This window comes from Curtobacterium sp. MCBD17_028, assembly GCF_003234875.1.
Lineage (GTDB): Bacteria > Actinomycetota > Actinomycetes > Actinomycetales > Microbacteriaceae > Curtobacterium.
Genome location: NZ_QKTQ01000001.1, coordinates 267,117 through 283,625 on the forward strand (window position 1 = coordinate 267,117; position 16,509 = coordinate 283,625).

General features: G+C 71.4%; 14 protein-coding genes. 2 read left to right on the top strand and 12 right to left on the bottom strand.

What is annotated here, in order from left to right; translation table 11 throughout:
• Positions 1-91: 91 nt before the first annotated feature.
• From DEI86_RS01245 to dusB, 4 genes are all read right to left on the bottom strand, one after another.
• The gene (locus DEI86_RS01245; protein ID WP_111036746.1) at positions 92-1,705 is read right to left on the bottom strand and encodes an ABC transporter substrate-binding protein; all 1,614 of its coding nucleotides are present in this window, start codon (positions 1,703-1,705) and stop codon (positions 92-94) included.
• Positions 1,706-1,922: 217 nt separating this feature from the next.
• Entirely contained in the window at positions 1,923-3,935 is a 2,013-nt protein-coding gene (gene dnaG / locus DEI86_RS01250) for a DNA primase (RefSeq protein ID WP_111048602.1), read from the bottom strand.
• Positions 3,936-4,018: 83 nt separating this feature from the next.
• Positions 4,019-5,317 (bottom strand): deoxyguanosinetriphosphate triphosphohydrolase, encoded by a 1,299-nt coding sequence (locus tag DEI86_RS01255; RefSeq protein ID WP_111048603.1) that lies wholly within the window; start codon positions 5,315-5,317, stop codon positions 4,019-4,021.
• Positions 5,317-6,471 carry a tRNA dihydrouridine synthase DusB gene (dusB, locus tag DEI86_RS01260; protein WP_111048604.1) on the bottom strand — a complete coding sequence of 385 codons (1,155 nt, stop codon included), beginning with the start codon at positions 6,469-6,471 and terminating at the stop codon, positions 5,317-5,319. Before dusB ends, DEI86_RS01255 begins: the two co-directional genes overlap by 1 nt.
• Before the next feature lie 68 nt (positions 6,472-6,539).
• Here dusB and DEI86_RS01265 point away from each other — a divergent pair, with 68 nt between their 5' ends.
• Positions 6,540-7,031 (top strand): aminoacyl-tRNA deacylase, encoded by a 492-nt coding sequence (locus DEI86_RS01265; protein ID WP_111048605.1) that lies wholly within the window; start codon positions 6,540-6,542, stop codon positions 7,029-7,031.
• 101 nt (positions 7,032-7,132) lie between these two features.
• Here DEI86_RS01265 and DEI86_RS16400 read toward each other — a convergent pair whose 3' ends face one another.
• The 3 genes from DEI86_RS16400 to DEI86_RS01275 form a co-directional block, all read right to left on the bottom strand.
• Positions 7,133-7,306, bottom strand: coding sequence for a hypothetical protein (locus DEI86_RS16400; protein ID WP_181434648.1), 174 nt, complete (start codon positions 7,304-7,306; stop codon positions 7,133-7,135).
• A complete protein-coding gene (locus tag DEI86_RS01270) occupies positions 7,303-8,046 on the bottom strand; it encodes a DsbA family protein (protein ID WP_111048606.1) in 744 nt (247 codons plus the stop codon). The genes DEI86_RS16400 and DEI86_RS01270 overlap by 4 nt, the downstream gene beginning before the upstream one ends.
• Positions 8,047-8,112: 66 nt before the next feature.
• The gene (locus tag DEI86_RS01275) at positions 8,113-9,498 is read right to left on the bottom strand and encodes a glycine--tRNA ligase (RefSeq protein WP_111008682.1); all 1,386 of its coding nucleotides are present in this window, start codon (positions 9,496-9,498) and stop codon (positions 8,113-8,115) included.
• Between the two features lie 214 nt (positions 9,499-9,712).
• Here DEI86_RS01275 and DEI86_RS01280 point away from each other — a divergent pair, with 214 nt between their 5' ends.
• Positions 9,713-10,543, top strand: a complete 831-nt coding sequence (locus DEI86_RS01280; protein ID WP_146244842.1) for a hypothetical protein — start codon at positions 9,713-9,715, stop codon at positions 10,541-10,543.
• A 72-nt stretch (positions 10,544-10,615) separates the two neighbouring features.
• Here DEI86_RS01280 and DEI86_RS01285 read toward each other — a convergent pair whose 3' ends face one another.
• The 5 genes from DEI86_RS01285 to DEI86_RS01305 all read right to left on the bottom strand — a co-directional run bounded on the left by DEI86_RS01285 (position 10,616) and on the right by DEI86_RS01305 (position 16,491).
• A complete protein-coding gene (locus DEI86_RS01285) occupies positions 10,616-11,419 on the bottom strand; it encodes an isoprenyl transferase (RefSeq protein ID WP_111012598.1) in 804 nt (267 codons plus the stop codon).
• A complete protein-coding gene (gene recO, locus DEI86_RS01290) occupies positions 11,416-12,204 on the bottom strand; it encodes a DNA repair protein RecO (protein WP_111036753.1) in 789 nt (262 codons plus the stop codon). The genes DEI86_RS01285 and recO overlap by 4 nt, the downstream gene beginning before the upstream one ends.
• Before the next feature lie 92 nt (positions 12,205-12,296).
• Positions 12,297-14,066 carry a 2-isopropylmalate synthase gene (gene leuA / locus DEI86_RS01295; RefSeq protein WP_111048730.1) on the bottom strand — a complete coding sequence of 590 codons (1,770 nt, stop codon included), beginning with the start codon at positions 14,064-14,066 and terminating at the stop codon, positions 12,297-12,299.
• Positions 14,067-14,257: 191 nt separating this feature from the next.
• Positions 14,258-15,751 carry an ABC transporter permease gene (locus tag DEI86_RS01300; RefSeq protein WP_111048608.1) on the bottom strand — a complete coding sequence of 498 codons (1,494 nt, stop codon included), beginning with the start codon at positions 15,749-15,751 and terminating at the stop codon, positions 14,258-14,260.
• Complete coding sequence (locus tag DEI86_RS01305; RefSeq protein ID WP_111008677.1) at positions 15,748-16,491, bottom strand: ABC transporter ATP-binding protein; 744 nt, start codon at positions 16,489-16,491, stop codon at positions 15,748-15,750. Before DEI86_RS01305 ends, DEI86_RS01300 begins: the two co-directional genes overlap by 4 nt.
• Positions 16,492-16,509 lie beyond the last annotated feature (18 nt).

Consider the following 16,509-nt stretch of genomic DNA (forward strand, 5'->3'; position numbering starts at 1 on the left):
TGCGGACCGTACCGGGGTCGCCCCGGTCCTCCCGGCCGGGCAACGAGAGGGGGCGCCCCGGTCGGAGCGCCCCCTGCACGTGGTGCCGAGATTACTTGGTGAGCGTCCCGTACCGGAACTTGAACGAGGGGTCGAGCACGAGGCCCTTGACGTCCTTGCTCGCGACGGCGACCTGCTTGCCCTGGAGGAGGGGCAGGGTCGAGATCTGCTCGGCCTCACGCTGCTGCGCCTGACCGATGATGTCCGCACGCTTCGTCTTGTCGGACTCCGCCTGCTCCTGCGCGATCAGCTTCTGGATCGTCGGGTCGTCGTAGTGGTTCTGCACGAAGTTGTCCTTCGTGAAGAACGGCGACAGGTAGTTGTCCGCGTCCGAGAAGTCCGGGAACCAGCCGAGCTGGTACTCCGGGTAGGCGTCCTTCACGCGCTCGGCCGAGTAGGTCGTGTACAGCGTCGACTGGATGTTGACGTCGAACAGGCCCGAGTTCTCGAGCTGGGTCTTGAGGAGCGCGTACTCGTCGTCGCTCGCCTCGCCGTAGTGGTCCGGCGCGTACTGGATGTTGAGCGTCACCTTGCCGGTCACACCCGCGTCGGCGAGGGTCTTCTTCGCCTTCTGGACGTCCGGGCCGCCGTTGCCGTCGCCGTAGAGCGTCTTGAACGGCGTGGTCGCACCGGTCAGGCCGTCCGGCACCATCGAGTACGCCGGCGTGTAGGTGTTGTCGTAGACCTGCTTGGCCAGGGCGTTGCGGTCCACGACGTCGGCGACGGCCTTGCGGACCGCGAGGGCCTTGGCCGGGTCCTTCTCGCTCGTCGTCGCGCCGAACGGCTGCGTGTTGAAGTTGAACACGACGTAGCGGAGCTCGCCGCCCGGGCCGTAGGTGACCTTGAGGTTCTTCTTCTTCGCCAGGTTCGTGACGTCGGTCGGCGTGAAGGAGCGGTACGCCACGTCGACGTCGCCCTTCTGCACCGCGAGCTTGAGGTCGGTCTCCTTGGTGAAGTACTGCGCCGTGACCTGGTCGGTCTTCGCCTTGCCGAGCACGCCGTCGTACTTGTCGTTGCGGGCGTACTGGATGAGGTCGTTCTGCTTGTACGACGTGATCTTGTACTGTCCCGCGAAGGCGTCGCCGGAGACGATCTTCGACGCCGGCGTCAGCTTGGTCGCCGAGAACACCTGCTCGTCGACGATGGGGCCGGCCGGGCTCGACAGCACCTGCGGCCAGGTCTGGTCGGCGTGGTTCAGGTGGAACACGACCGTCGTCGCGTTCGGGGTCGAGATGCTCTTCATGTTGGCGAGCAGCGACTGCGGGCCGTTCGCGTTGTTGATCTTGACCTCGCGGTCGAACGAGAACTTGACGTCGCTCGAGGTGAGCTTGTGCCCGTTCGCGAACTCGAGGCCCTTCTTGAGGGTGACCGTGTAGGTCGTCGGGTTCGTGAAGGTGCCCTTGGTCGCGATGTCCGGCTTGACGTCCGGGCTGCCCGACGGCGTGTTCATGAGGAACGGGAACACCTGGTTCTGGACCACGAAGGACCCGGTGTCGTACGACCCGGCCGGGTCCAGCGAGACGATGCTGTCGCTCGTGCCGACGATCAGGCCGTTCAGGTTCGAGGACGAGCCGCCGCCCGCACAGCCGGTGAGCACGAGCGTCGTCGCCAGGGCCCCTCCGGCGAGCACGGCGGCGCGCTTGCCCAGCTTGGTCACGGAAGCCATGTCCGTATGCCTCTCTGTCATGGATGCAGGAGTCCTCGGTCGCGCGTGTGGATCTGCTGGGCGCGCGAGGACACTCAAGATTGGCACCCCCGCCACCTGGAGGACGAATCGGGGGACGTTTGTTTACACCGTCGTAATACCGTCCGGCCGGACGGAAGCGTGCTCCGGCGCCCGTCGGCGCGAGTCGGCGAGCGGCGGCGCGATTCGGCGCGCGGCGTCAAGCCGACTCGGCGTCCGCTTTGAGCCGCATCCGCTGCGCGTCGATCGCGACGAGCTGCCGCTGGAGCTCGGCGCGGCGATCGGCCTGCTCGTGCGGGTCGGTGCGCTGGAGCTGTCCGAGCAGGGACGCCTTCCGGGCGAGCAGGTCCCGTTCGACGAGGGCCACGACGATGCTGCGGCAGTACAACGCCAGGTCCTCGTCCGTACGGGCGGGCAGCGGCGCGACGGCGAGTTCCTGGACGAACGGGGCGAACGGCCCGGGCACGTCGCCGAGCACTCGGTCGAGCCACCCCGGTCCACCGAGTGCGTCCCCGTTCGCCACGACGGCGTCCCGCACGACCGCGAGCACCGGGGCCGTGAACACCGCACCCGCCGTGAGCCCGACGAGCGTGGCACCGACCCGTTCGGGCTGCTGGACCATCGCCATGACGGCGTCGCGCTCCATGCGCGTGATCGGGTCGTTCGGGAGCGCGCGGAGCGTCGCGGTCGGGGCGTCGTCCGGGGTCGGGGCACCGGTGCCGCCCGTGCCACCCGCCGCGAGCGCACGGGCCCCGGCCGCGCCGAACGCTGCTCCCGTGCGGCGGTCGGCACCGCGGACTGCCCCGGTGTCATCGGCGTACCGGGACCCCGCCGCGGCGGATCGTCCGGGCCCGGCAGCGTCACCGGAGGTGCCCTGCCGGCGCCGCGCGGTCTCGACGGCGCTGCGGACCTCACCGATGTCCATGCCGAGCCAGCCGGCGAGTTCGCGGACGTAGCCCTGCGTCATCGCGCGGTCCCGGATGCCGGCGAGCACGGGAGCCGCGGCCCGCAGCGCTGCCACGCGCCCCTCGACCGTCTCGAGGTCGTGGCCGTCCAGCGTCCGCCGGATCATGAACTCGAACATCGGGCGTCGCCCGGCGACGAGCCGACGGATCGCGTCGTCACCCCGAGCGAGGCGGAGGTCGCACGGGTCGAGTCCGCCCGGGGCGACCGCGACGAACGTCTGCGCGGCGAACCGCTGTTCCTCGGCGAAGGCACGGGAGGCGGCACGTTGTCCGGCCTCGTCGGGGTCGAAGGTGAACACCACCTCGCCCGTGGCCGACGGGTCGCGTCCGGACACGTCGCCGAGCATGGGGCGGAGCACCTTGATGTGGTCGACCCCGAACGCCGTGCCACAGGTCGCGACGGCCGTCGTCACACCCGCGAGGTGGCACGCCATGACGTCGGTGTAGCCCTCGACGATGACGACCTGCTTGCTCTTCGAGATGTCACGGCGGGCGAGGTCGAGCCCGTAGAGCACCTGGCTCTTGTGGTACACGGGCGTCTCGGGGGTGTTGAGGTACTTCGGCCCCTTGTCGTCGTCGAGCAGCCGCCGCGCGCCGAAGCCGATGGTGGCTCCCGTCACGTCGCGGATGGGCCAGATGAGCCGTCCGCGGAAGCGGTCGTACGGGGAACGATCGCCCTGGCTGACGAGGCCGGCGGTGACGATCTCCTCGAGGCTGAACCCCCGTCCGCGCAGGTGGTCCCGGAGGGCGTCGTACGACTTCGGGGCGAACCCGATGCCGAACCGCGCCGCCGCGGCGGGGTCGAACCCGCGTTCGCCGAGGAACCGCCGGGCGGGTTCGGCACCCGGCGTCGTGAGCTGCTCGATGAACCAGGTGGCCGCGGCCTCGTTCGCGGCGAGCAGGCGGGCACGCGTGTTGTGGTCGGTGCGGGGGCCGTCGCCGTCCTCGTAGTGGAGCGTGAAGCCGATCTTGGCGGCCATCCGCTCGACGGCCTCCTGGAACGTCGTGTGGTCCATCTTCATGAGGAAGCTGTAGACGTCGCCGTCCTCGCCGCACCCGAAGCAGTGGTACCGACCGACCTGGGGCCGCACGTGGAACGAGGGGCTCCGCTCGTCGTGGAACGGGCAGAGTCCCTTGAGGGAACCGACGCCGGCGGACTTCAGCGTCACGTAGTCCCCCACGACGTCGGCGATGTTCACACGCTGACGCACCTCGTCGATGTCGTCCCGCGTGATGAGTCCCGCCACGCGACGATCCTACGCGGCGGCGCCGACCCCGACTGCGGACCCGGCGTCGGGGGGTGGACAGGCCCCGCGCCGCGGGACCGGGTTCAGACCGCGATGTGCACGGTCTCGCGCACGCCCGCGACGAGGCGCTTGTGCCATGCGAGCGCGCCCTGGTCGGTCAGGCTCGCGACCTGGTCCACGACGGCTCGACGCCGGCCGGCGTCGTCGGTGGCCGCCCGCCAGTCCGCGGCGAACCCGGGCTCGAGCTCGCGGTCCTCCGCCGCGACGAGCGCGTCGAGGAGTTCGGTGAGCACCGCCCGCTGGCGTTCGTACACGGGCTGCCGGTCGCCCTGCGTCATGACGAAGGCCGCGACGATGCCCTTGAGCACCGCGATCTCGCCGATGATCTCGGGCGGGACGACGACGCTCGCCGCGAACCGGACCAGACTGCCCGAGGCGTAGGAGGCCCGCGTCGCCTGGGTCGCGGTGCGCGCGAACCGGCCGATGAACTGGCTCGTCAGGTTCTTCAGCCGGGCCTGCGCGACGCGGGAGCCGTCGTACGAGGTCATCCACAGCGACAGGGACCGCAGGCGGTCGAACGCCTCGAGGAGTTCGTCCCGGCTCAGGGTGTCGCCGACCCAGGCGTGCATGGCGGACACGATGTCGTTCTCGCCGACGCGGTCTCCGAGGGCGGCCACGTCGATGAACCCGGCCACGACGGCGTCCTCGAAGTCGTGCACCGAGTACGCGATGTCGTCGGACAGGTCCATGACCTGGGCCTCGATGCACCGCTGCCGCCGTGGTGCGCCCGAGCGGAGCCACGTGAACGCGTCGACGTCGTCGTCGTAGAACCCGAACTTCCGCCGGCCCGACGACGGCTCGATCACGCCCTGCGCCGCTGGCCACGGGTACTTGCAGCTCGCGTCGAGGCTCGCCCGCGTCAGGTTCAGTCCGTAGGGCCGGCCGTCCTCGCCGTAGAGCTTCGGCTCGATGCGCGTGAGGAGCCGGAGCGTCTGCGCGTTGCCCTCGAACCCGCCGATGTCCGCCGCCCAGGCGTTGATCGCGGTCTCGCCGTTGTGGCCGAACGGCGGGTGTCCGATGTCGTGGGCCAGGCACGCGGTGTCCACGACGTCCGGGTCGAGCCCGAGGCTGTCCGCGAGCTCCCGTCCGACCTGGGCGACCTCGAGCGAGTGCGTCAGGCGGTTGCGGGCGAAGTCGAGGCCGGTGGTCGGGCTGAGCACCTGCGTCTTGGCCGCGAGCCGCCGGAGCGCGCTCGAGTGCAGCAGGCGGGCGCGGTCACGGGCGAAGTCGCTCCGTCGGCTCGAGTGTTCCTCGGGCAGCCACCGCTCGGCGTCGGCGGGGCCGTAGCTCGCCAACCCGCCGTGCCCCGTCAGGGAGTCCATCAGCCGCCCGAGTGGTGCAGCTCGGCCGCGGCGAGGACCTGCCGGAACTCCGCGTCGACGTCGCGGCTCTCGAGCCATCGGTCCGGCAGCGCGGTCTTCTTCGGGTGTCCCGCGCGACCCCGTGGGCCCTCGACGTCGGCACCCGGGTAGGGAGCGGACCAGTCGAGTCGGCCGAGGAGGTCGTCGATCTCCTGCAGACTCGACGCCATCGCGAGTGCGGATCGGACCTCACCGCCGATCGGGTAGCCCTTGAAGTACCAGGCGACGTGCTTCCGGATGTCGCGGCAACCGTGCTCCTCGGACTCGAGGAACTCGACGAGGAGTTCCGCGTGCCGCCGGAACGCGACCGCGACCTCACCGAGCGAGGGCATCGCCCGGACGTCCTCGCCGCGGAAGGCCGCCGCCAGGTCGCCGAACAGCCAGGGGCGACCGAGGCACCCGCGACCGACGACGACGCCGTCGCACCCGGTCTCGTCGACCATGCGCAGCGCGTCCGCCGCCGACCAGATGTCACCGTTCCCGAGTACCGGCAGGTCGGTGATCGTCTCCTTGAGGGTCGCGATCGCCGACCAGTCCGCCTGGCCCGAGTAGTGCTCGTTCGCCGTCCGGGCGTGGAGCGAGATCGCCGCGACACCGGCGTCCCGCGCGATCCGCGCGGCGTCGAGGTACGTCAGGTGGTCCGCGTCGATCCCCTTGCGCATCTTGACCGTGACCGGCACGTCGCCAGCGGCGCGGACCGTCTTGGTCACGAGCTCGCGGAACAGCTCGAGTTTCCACGGCAGTGCGGCTCCGCCGCCCTTGCGGGTGACCTTCGGCACGGGGCACCCGAAGTTCAGGTCGATGTGGTCGGCGCGGTCCTCCGCGACGAGCATGGTCGCCGCCTCGGCGACCGTGTTCGGCTCGACGCCGTACAGCTGGATCGACCGCGGGGTCTCGGACTCGTGGTGCTGGATGAGCTGCATCGACACCGGGGTCCGCTCGACGAGCGCCCGCGACGTGATCATCTCGCACACGTACAGTCCGGCGCCGTACTCGCGGCAGAGGCGGCGGTACGCCATGTTGGTGATCCCCGCCATGGGGGCGAGCACGACCGGCGCCGCGACCTCGATGGGGCCGATGCGCAGGGGCGCTGCGGGTGCACTCGTGATCGTCATCGTCCTCCATTGTCCCAGATGCTCGGTGTCGGAGCGCCGCGCCGGATCCCCCTGTTAGCGTCTCGGGCATGACGACCGCCATGGACGGCCCCGACCGCTTCGCCGCCGACGCCGACGCACGTGGGCTCGAGGTCGAGATCGTGGAGCGGGGCCCGTCCGCCTCGCTCGGGGAGGCCGCGGCCGCGCTCGGCATCCAGCCCGGTGACATCGTCAAGTCGCTCGTGGTCAAGCGGCACGACGGCGGGTACCTGTTCGCGCTCGTGCCGGGCGGCCGCAGCATCGCCTGGAAGAAGCTCCGCGCGGTCGTCGGTGTCAACAAGCTGTCGATGCCCGACGCGGGTACCGCGCTCGAGGCCACCGGCTACGAACGCGGCACGATCACGCCGATCGGCAGCACGACGCCGTGGCCGGTGTACGCCGACGAGCGGATCGCCGGCCGCCGCGTCGCGATGGGCAGCGGTCGCCACGGCGCGAGCGCCTTCGTCGACGCGGACGCGCTCGTCGCCGCCTACGGCGCCGTCCTCGCCGACATCACCGACGAGGAACCGCAGCGCTCCTGACCCGCCCCGGCCCCGTTCCGCGAGATCGCAGTCGTTGCCGCTGTCCCGCGCCCAGAACGGCAACGAGTGCGATCTCGCGCCCGTGATGGCGCGTCGGCGGTCTAGTCAGGGACCTCGGTCCAGGCGCCCTCGGCACCCGGCACGAAGCAGACGTCGCCCTCGCAGACCGGCGCGCCTCCGGCCAGGTCGAGCGCCACCAGCCCACCACCAGTCGGGAGGAGCGGGACCGGTCGCTGCACCGCCTCCCGTCCGTCGAGACCCGGCAGCGCGCTCATCGTGCGCCCTCGGCGACGACCGCCGCGTCGGCGTCCGCGTCGTCAGCTGCCCGCGCCGTCGTCGCGGCGACGTCGTCCGCGGTCCGCATCGCGACCACCTGCTCGAGCACCTGCGTGAAGGTGGCGGGATCCTGGGCGCCCGAGACGCCGTACTTGCCGTCGATGACGAAGAACGGGACGCCCGTGATGCCGAACGCCTGCGCCTGCGCCTGGTCGGCACGCACGGCGTCGAGCTGCGCGTCGTCCCGGAGGACGGCGAGGACCTCGTCACGGTCGAGACCGACCTCGGCACCGAGGTCCGCCAGGTCGTCGTCGTGCCCGACGTGGCGACCCTCCACGAAGTAGGCGGCGAACATGCGCTCGACCATGGGCAGCTGCAGGCCCTTGGTCTTGGCGAGGTGGATCACCTGGTGCGCCTTCACCGTGTTCGTGTGGTGGAGCGTGTCGTAGTGGTACTCGAGGCCGACCCCGGCCGCGATCCCCGTCACCGTGTCGATCATCTGCTGCGCCTGCGCGACCGGCAGCCCCTTGTGGCGCGCCAGGAACTCCGCCTCGCTGCCCTCGAAGTCGACCGGGGTGTCCGGGCTGAGCTCGAACGAGTGGTACTCGATCTCGATCCCGGTGGCCTCCGCGGACCCGGCCGTGAAGGCCGCCGCACCCGCCTCGAACCTGCGCTTGCCGATGTAACACCAGGGGCAGGCGATGTCGGACCAGACATCGACCTTCACGGTTTCGCTCATGACGGGCGCAACCACGGCCCTCCCGGCCGCATTCCCGCGGTCGGGAGGGCCGGGGCGGCCGGTCGACTACGCGCCGACGAGGCGTGACCCGAGGTACCCCTGGAGCTGGTCGAGCGCCACGCGCTCCTGCCCCATCGTGTCGCGCTCGCGGACGGTGACGGCGCGGTCCTCGAGCGTGTCGAAGTCGACGGTGATGCAGAACGGGGTGCCGATCTCGTCGTGCCGGCGGTACCGACGGCCGATCGCCCCGGCGTCGTCGAAGTCGACGTTCCACAACTGTCGGAGGTCGTCGGCGAGGCCGCGCGCGACGGGCGACAGCTGCTCGTTGCGCGACAGCGGCAGCACGGCGGCCTTGACCGGGGCGAGACGGGGGTCCAGGCGCAGGACCGTGCGCTTGTCGACGCCGCCCTTGGCGTTCGGGGCCTCGTCCTCGTGGTAGGCGTCGAGCAGGAACGCCATGAGGGCGCGGGTGAGTCCGAACGACGGTTCGATGACGTACGGGGTGTACCGCTCGCCGGACGCCTGGTCGAAGTACCGGAGGTCCTGGCCCGACGCGTCGATGTGGTTCGTCAGGTCGAAGTCGGTGCGGTTCGCGACGCCCATGAGCTCGCCCCACTCCCCCGACACGAAGCCGAAGCGGTACTCGATGTCCGCGGTGGCGTCGGAGTAGTGCGCCCGCTCGCCGTCCGGCACGTCGAAGCGGCGCAGGTGCTCCGGGTCGATGCCCAGGTCGGTGTACCAGGCGACGGCGTCCGTGATCCAGCGCTCGTACCACTCGGCGGCCTCGGCCGGGGGCACGAAGTACTCGATCTCCATCTGCTCGAACTCACGCGTCCGGAAGATGAAGTTGCCGGGCGTGATCTCGTTGCGGAACGCCTTGCCGACCTGGCCGATGCCGAACGGGGGCTTCATCCGGCTCGTGGTGACGACCTGCGCGAAGTCGACGAAGATGCCCTGCGCGGTCTCCGGCCGGAGGAAGTTCAGGCCCTCCTCGTTGTCGACCGGCCCGAGGTAGGTCTTGAGCATCCCCGAGAAGTTCTGCGGCTCGGTCCACTGGCCGCGCGTGCCGCAGTTCGGGCAGGCGATCTCGGCCATGCCGCCCTCGGGCTGCCGGTCCTTCTTCGCGACGAACGCGTCCACCAGGTGGTCCTGCCGGAACCGGTGGTGGCAGTGCAGGCACTCGACGAGCGGGTCCGTGAAGGTCGCGACGTGACCCGAGGCCTCCCACACCTTGCGGGGCAGGATCACCGCGGAGTCGAGGCCCACCATGTCCCCACGGCCACGGACGAACCGCTGCCACCACTGGCGCTTGATGTTCTCCTTGAGCTCGACGCCGAGGGGCCCGTAGTCCCACGCCGACCGCGATCCGCCGTAGATCTCGCCGGACTGGAAGACGAAGCCACGACGTTTCGCGAGGGCGATGACGTTGTCGAGACGGGAGGGCTGTGCCAAAGGGTGCTCCAGAGGTCGCCGAGCTGGACGCCCGGTGCGGTGACGTACCGGGCAATGCTACCGGCGGCACTCCGCCTGTGCGGGCGCTCAGCGCCCACAGCCGACACCGAGCGGACCGTGACCGGACCGGTACGCCAGGTCGTCGGGGAATGCGTACCGTCATGTCCAGTTGACGATCCGTCAGCAAACACCACGAACGACAGGACGAGATCCGATGACAACACACCGCGTGCGTGGCGGCAGCAGCCGTGCGCTCGCTTGGGGGACCACGATCGCGATCGGCGTCACCGCCGCGCTCACGATCACCGGCTGCAGCGCGGCCGCGACCCGGCCCGAGGGGACCGCAGTCGCACACCGCTCCACGACGAGAACGACCGCGAGCGCGACGTCGACCCCGTCGGCGCCCGCGACCACGTCCAACCCGCACGCGACGCCGGCGCCGTCCGCCGCCGAGGCCGCTGCAGCGGCCTCGGCGTCCGCCGCCTCGGCCTCGACGTCCGCCGCGGCGGCCGCTGCCGCCGCTGCCGCCGCTCCGAGTACACCGAGCAGTGCCGCGCTCGTCGCGATGCTCCAGGACGCACCCGTCCCCGCACTGTGCCGGCACACCGCCGGGACCCTCGTGCACGGCACGCTGCCCGCCCAGGCGGGCCACGCCGGGACCGTGGCGCTCTCCTACCTCGTCGGCACGGGCCGCCCCGAGGCAGCGCTGACGAGCGTCGGCGCACTCGAGGGCGCCGGGAGTCACGACGTCGTCGCGGGCCTGTACTGCGACGCCGGTGGAGTGCCCTGGCCCGAGGTGGTCGGCGTGTGGCGGTGGACGGGCGGCTCGACGCTCCGGTTCGTGTCCGTCTACGCCCCCGAGCAGCTCTCGCACAACATCGTGTCGCTGCACAGCATCGCCGTGTCGGGCGCCGCGATCGACGTGACCTGGACCGGCCCGGCTCCGGGCAAGGACGATGCGGACGGCAGCGAGCACTCGAGCGCCGTCCTCACCCTCCGGGGTGAGCAGCTCGTCGCATCCGGGTACCACTCGACCGTCGTCTGACGCAGCCACGATCCGGCAGGTCGACCGGTCCCGCGCCGCGGTGCGGGGCTGGTCGACCGGGTCGCTCGCGCTTCAGGCGCGCGGCGTCGGCGCGTCCACGGCCCCGCCGAACCGGCGGTCGCGGGAGGCGTACAACTGGATGGCGTCCCAGAGGTCCTGCCGGCGGAAGTCCGGCCACAGGCGGTCGAGGAACACCATCTCGGCGTACGCCGACTGCCAGAGCAGGAAGTTGCTCGTCCGCTGCTCCCCCGAGCTCCGGACGAACAGGTCGACGTCGGGCATCTCCGGCGTGTAGAGCCGACGGGCGATCGCCTTCTCCGTGACCTGGGCGGGCCGCATCCGACCCGCGGCCACGTCGTCGGCGATGCTCCGGACGGCGTCGGCGATCTCGGTCCGGCCCCCGTAGTTGACGCACATCGTCAGCGTCAGCCGGTCGTTGTGCGCGGTCATCCGCTCCGCGTACTGCAGCTCGTCGATGACGCTCCGCCACAGCCGCGGCTTGCGTCCGGCCCAGCGCACGCGGACGCCCCACTCGTTCAGCTGGTCTCGACGGCGGTGCAGGACCTCGCGGTTGAACCCCATGAGGAACCGCACCTCGTCCGGCGACCGCTTCCAGTTCTCGGTCGAGAACGCGTACGCCGACAGGTGCTTCACGCCGATCTGGACCGCACCCGCGACGACGTCGAGCAACGACGCCTCGCCTGCGCGGTGCCCCTCGATTCGGGTCAGGCCGCGCTCGTTCGCCCATCGCCCGTTGCCGTCCATGACGACGGCGACGTGCTCCGGGACCGCGCCGGCCGGGAGGGACGGCGGCTGTTCACCGGTCCAGTCCAGCGGTCGGAACGGTTCCGCTGGCACGGATCGGCGGGGGCTCATGCGATCGGGGTTCCTTCTGCTCGTCCTGCGGCCGATCCGGGGGTCACCGGAACGGGGTGCTCACTCCGGTCGACGTGCGGGAGGGAGCGCAACGATCGTTCCAGGTGCCACTGCGCGTACGCCGCGACCACGCCGGAGGCCCGGGAGCGCGTCCGCTCGTCCGCCGCGTCGGCCGTCGCCCAGTCCCCGGCGAGCAGCGCACCGAGCAGGCCGAGCGTCACGGGATCGAGCCGTGGCGAGCCCGGCGGCGCCGCGCGGTCCGCGACGACCCCGCCGAGCTGCACGACGAACGCCGAGTGCGGGCCGGGATCGCCGGTGACGGCGCAGTCCCGGAAGCTCGGGGCCCATCCCGCGATGCTCATCGCGCGGAGCAGGTACGAGTCGAGGGTCAGGCTCGACGCGTGCTCCTGCCGGGACAGCGACCGGAGCGCCCCGACGAGGAGCAGGTACTGCTGCAGGCCCGCATCGGCGTCGCTCAGCCGGTCGGCGGTCTCGACCATGGCGCTCGCGGCCGTGTAGCTGCCGTAGTCGGCGACGATCTGCGCCCCGTACGACCCGATCGACTCGGCCTGCGTCACGATGTCGAGCGACCGGCCCTCGTAGAACTGCGCGTCGACGACCATGAACGGCTCGAGGCGCGCACCGAACTTGCTCGCGGTGCGCCGGACGCCCTTCGCCACGGCGCGGACCTTGCCGTGCTGCCGGCTCAGCATGGTGACGATGCGGTCCGCCTCACCCAGCTTGTGGGTGCGGAGGACGACGCACTCGTCACGGTACAGGGGCACCGGACCATGATCCCACGGGCCTCCGACGGCGCTGGCGCAGGGCCTCCGACCGCGCGCTGGCGCAGGGCCTCCGACGGCGCCGACGCAGGGCGTCAGGCGGACGCGAGCACGGCCTCCCCGGCGACGGCACCGGCGCGCACCGCGCGGTTGACGGCCGACACGATCGCCTTGAGCGAGGCGGTCGCGATGTCGGCGTCGATGCCGACGCCCCACAGGCGGGAGCCATCGACGTCGAGCTCGACGTACGCGGCGGCCTTGGCGTCACCGGAGGCGCTCATGGTGTGCTCGACGTAGTCGTACAGCGTCACCGCGACGCCCTGGTCGGCGAGGATCCGGATGAACGCGTCGATCGGGCCGGTCCCGACCGCCTGGGCGTCCACCCCGCCGTCGTCGACGCGCATCGTCACGGTGAGCTGCGTCGTCCCACCGAAGTCGCTCGACGTCGCCGTCTTCGTGAGCTCGTAGCGGCCCCACTTGTCGTCCTCGGCGGGCGCCGGCAGGTACTCGTCGCTGAACAGCTCCCAGATCGCCTCGGACGTGAACTCGCCGCCCTCGGCATCGGTCCGCCGCTGCACCACGCCGGAGAACTCGATCTGCAGCCTGCGCGGCAGGTCCAGGGCGTGGTCCTGCTTGAGCAGGTACGCGACACCACCCTTGCCGGACTGGGAGTTCACGCGGATGACCGCTTCGTAGCTCCGGCCGATGTCCTTCGGGTCGACGGGCAGGTACGGCACCGCCCAGACCATGTCGTCGACGCTGCTGCCCGCTGCCTCGGCCCGGGCCGCCATGGCCTCGAGCCCCTTCTTGATGGCGTCCTGGTGCGACCCGCTGAACGCGGTGTACACGAGGTCGCCCGCCCAGGGCTGTCGCTCGGGCACGGGCAGCTGGTTGCAGTACTCGACCGTGCGCTTGACCTGGTCGATGTCCGAGAAGTCGATCATCGGGTCGATGCCCTGCGTGAACAGGTTCATGCCGAGCGCGACGAGGTCCACGTTGCCCGTCCGCTCCCCGTTGCCGAACAGGCAGCCCTCGATCCGGTCGGCACCGGCCATGTACCCGAGCTCGGCCGCGGCGACGGCGGTGCCGCGGTCGTTGTGCGGGTGGAGCGACAGGATCACGTTCTGCCGGTGGTTCAGGTGCCGCGACATCCACTCGATCGAGTCGGCGTAGACGTTCGGCGTCGCCATCTCGACGGTGGCGGGCAGGTTGATGACGACCTTGCGCTCCGGTGTCGGCTCGAGGACCTCGAGCACCTCGTTGCAGATGCGCAGCGCGACCTCGAGCTCGGTGCCCGTGTACGACTCCGGCGAGTACTCGTAGTACACCGTGGTGCCGTGACGGAGCGTGGCCTCGGCCGCCTTGCACATCCGGGCGCCCTCGAGCGCGATGTCGACGACACCCTGGACGTCGGTCCGGAAGACGACGTCACGCTGCACGACGCTCGTCGAGTTGTACAGGTGGACGATGGCCTGCTTCGCCCCGTCGATCGCCTCGTACGTGCGGGCGATGAGATGCTCGCGGGCCTGCGTCAGGACCTGGATCGTCACGTCGTCCGGGATCGCGCCTTCGTCGATCAGACTGCGGACGAAGTCGAAGTCGGTCTGCGAGGCGCTGGGGAACCCGACCTCGATCTCCTTGTAGCCCATGCGCACGAGCAGGTCGAACATCGCCCGCTTGCGGTCGGCGTCCATCGGGTCGATGAGGGCCTGGTTGCCGTCACGCAGGTCGACCGCGCACCAGCGGGGTGCCTCGGTGATCTGCTTCGTCGGCCAGGTGCGGTCCGGCAGGTCGACCGTGATCTGCTCGGAGAAGGGGACGTACTTGTGGATCGGCATCCCGGAGGGGCGCTGCGTGTTCTGCATGGTGGTCACTCGCTTCGTTGCTGGTCTCGTGTCGGCCGACGACGGACTCCGCGACGAGGGGGGCCGGTGGTCAGGCCTCGTCGCGGCGGCGAAGGAGGAGGAGTGCAGCGTGCATCGGCACCCACGGTAGCACCGCAGCGGCCACCGTGGGCGATGACGCCCAGGTGGCCGCGACCGGGAGGCCCCACCCCTCAATCGACCGCGAGGGCCTCACGCGGTGTCACCCGCATCGCCCGACGCACCGGAGCGACGGTCGCCACGACGGCGAGGAGGAGCGCGCCGCCCACCACCACCGCCACGGTCACCGGTGGCAGGACGGGCGTCAGCGGGAAGTGCAGCGTTCCGAGCAGCGTCCGCGCCGCCAGCCAGCCGTAGACGACGCCGAGCACCAGTCCGGTGACGACGGCGGCAGCGACCATCTGGACGGCCTCGGTCACGATCATGCGCCGGACCTGTGACGCGGTCAGGCCGAGCACGCGGAGGAGGCCGAGCTCGCGGCGCCGCTGCACGACCCCGAGCGCCAGGGCGTTGACGACACCCACCGCGGCGAGGACGCCGGAGAACCCGACGAGTGCGCTGACGACCGCGTTGAGCTGGGCGAAGAAGTGGTCCTCGGAGCGGATGGTCGCCGCGGACGCCGCGGAGCCGCCACCGAGTTCCCGCACCGAGAGCGCCGAGACGTGCTGGAGGATCCCGAGCGCGACCGCGAACGTGACGAGCAGCGTCACGCCGATCACGAGTCCGATCACCGCGCGTGCGGTGCGTCCCGGGGCGCGGAGCGCGTTCCGCCCCGCGAGCAGCACGACCGGGTCACGGGATCCGATCCGTCCGGCCAACGCGAGGACCGGCGGCATGACGAGCGGTGCACCGACGACGACGCCCGAGAACGAGACGAACGCGCCGAATGTGCCCGGCAGCACGGCGAGCACGGTGACGCCGCCGAGCGCGACGGCGAGGAGCATGGACGCCGCGCCCACGACGAGCAGCGTGATCGCGACCGCGCGGCGACCACGACCGGCGCGGAGGTCGGCGGCGGTGGGTTCGACCGTGTTCGACAGCGCCTGCAGGGGCGTCACGGCGAGCACGCGCCGGCTCCCCGCCCGGAACGCCGCCCAGGTCGCGACGACCACCGCGCCGACCGGGAGCACGATGCCCGCGGGCACGAGGTCGTACGCGGTGTCCGGCAGGAAGTGTCGGGCACGCAGCATCGCGACGACGACGGCGGCGGCCCCCACGCCCAGGACACCGCCGAGGAGCGCGCCCACCACGCCGACCAGGACCCCCGACCGACCGATGCCACGCCGGAGGGCCGCCCCGGTCGCCCCGACGAGCCGCTGCAGGGCGAGGACCCGCGTCTGCCCGGCGATGATCGTGCTGCAGGTGTTCGCGGTGACGATCGAGCCGACGTAGACGGCGACCGCGAGGAACACCCACCCGACCACCGACAGCACCGCCTGGACCGAGCCGACGTCCTCGAGCCCGATGGCGCGCAGTGCGTCGGCGACCACACCGGGCGTGATGACGAGCACCGTCCCGAACATCGAGGCGAGCGCCGCGACGAGCAGCGTCGGGCGGAAGGCGCGCAGCGTGTCGAGTCCTCGAGCCGTCGGCCGTCGGGTCGCGCGTCGGAGCGGCCGTGGCGTCCGGGACGCGATGGCCGCGTCCGTACCGCTGGTCGAGCTCATGCCGCGGCCTCCATCCCGAGCATCGTCGTCGAGATCTCCGCCGGCGTCATGGACGGCCGGTCCCCGACCACCCGTCCGTCGGCGAGGAACAGGATGCGGTCCGCGTTGGCGGCCGCGACGGCGTCGTGCGTCACCATGACGACGCTCTGTCCCCACTCGCCGACGGCACCGCGGAGGATCGCGAGGACGTCCCTCCCGGTGCGGGAATCGAGGGCTCCGGTCGGCTCGTCCGCGACGACGACGGCGGGACGGGTGGCGAGCGCGCGCGCGATCGCCACGCGCTGCTGCTGGCCGCCCGACAGCTCGTGGGGTCGGTGGTCGAGTCGATCCGCCAGGCCGAGGCGACCGACGAGGTGGTCGATGAAGTCCCGCTCCTCGGCGGTCGGACGGCGGCCTCCGAGCAGGAACGGCAGCTCGATGTTCTCGAGGACGTCGAGCGTGGGGACGAGGTTGAAGGACTGGAACACGAACCCGAGGCGGCGTCGGCGCAGGTCGGTGAGTCCGCGGTCGTCGAGGGTCGTGAGGTCGGTGCCGTCCACCACGACCCGGCCACTCGAGACCGAGTCGAGGCCCGCGGCGACGTGCATCAGCGTCGACTTGCCGGAGCCCGAGGGACCCATCACCGCCGTGAACGCACCAGCGGCGATCGTGACGCTGACGTCGTCGAGCGCGACCACCGCGCGGCCGTCGCTGCCGTACTGCTTCCGGACGTGTTCCAGACGGATGATCGGTTCGTTCATGCCTCCGAGCCTGGCGGC

Bases quoted from the DNA above. Each gene is read 5' to 3' on its own strand.
- DEI86_RS01280 (WP_146244842.1), top strand. From the start codon at position 9,713: ATGACAACACACCGCGTGCGTGGCGGCAGCAGCCGTGCGCTCGCTTGG.
- DEI86_RS16400 (WP_181434648.1), bottom strand. From the start codon at position 7,306: ATGAGCGCGCTGCCGGGTCTCGACGGACGGGAGGCGGTGCAGCGACCG.
- DEI86_RS01255 (WP_111048603.1), bottom strand. From the start codon at position 5,317: ATGGACTCCCTGACGGGGCACGGCGGGTTGGCGAGCTACGGCCCCGCC.
- leuA (WP_111048730.1), bottom strand. From the start codon at position 14,066: ATGCAGAACACGCAGCGCCCCTCCGGGATGCCGATCCACAAGTACGTC.
- DEI86_RS01270 (WP_111048606.1), bottom strand. From the start codon at position 8,046: ATGAGCGAAACCGTGAAGGTCGATGTCTGGTCCGACATCGCCTGCCCC.
- DEI86_RS01285 (WP_111012598.1), bottom strand. From the start codon at position 11,419: ATGAGCCCCCGCCGATCCGTGCCAGCGGAACCGTTCCGACCGCTGGAC.
- DEI86_RS01300 (WP_111048608.1), bottom strand. From the start codon at position 15,751: ATGAGCTCGACCAGCGGTACGGACGCGGCCATCGCGTCCCGGACGCCA.
- DEI86_RS01245 (WP_111036746.1), bottom strand. From the start codon at position 1,705: ATGGCTTCCGTGACCAAGCTGGGCAAGCGCGCCGCCGTGCTCGCCGGA.
- DEI86_RS01305 (WP_111008677.1), bottom strand. From the start codon at position 16,491: ATGAACGAACCGATCATCCGTCTGGAACACGTCCGGAAGCAGTACGGC.
- dusB (WP_111048604.1), bottom strand. From the start codon at position 6,471: ATGACGATCACGAGTGCACCCGCAGCGCCCCTGCGCATCGGCCCCATC.
- DEI86_RS01265 (WP_111048605.1), top strand. From the start codon at position 6,540: ATGACGACCGCCATGGACGGCCCCGACCGCTTCGCCGCCGACGCCGAC.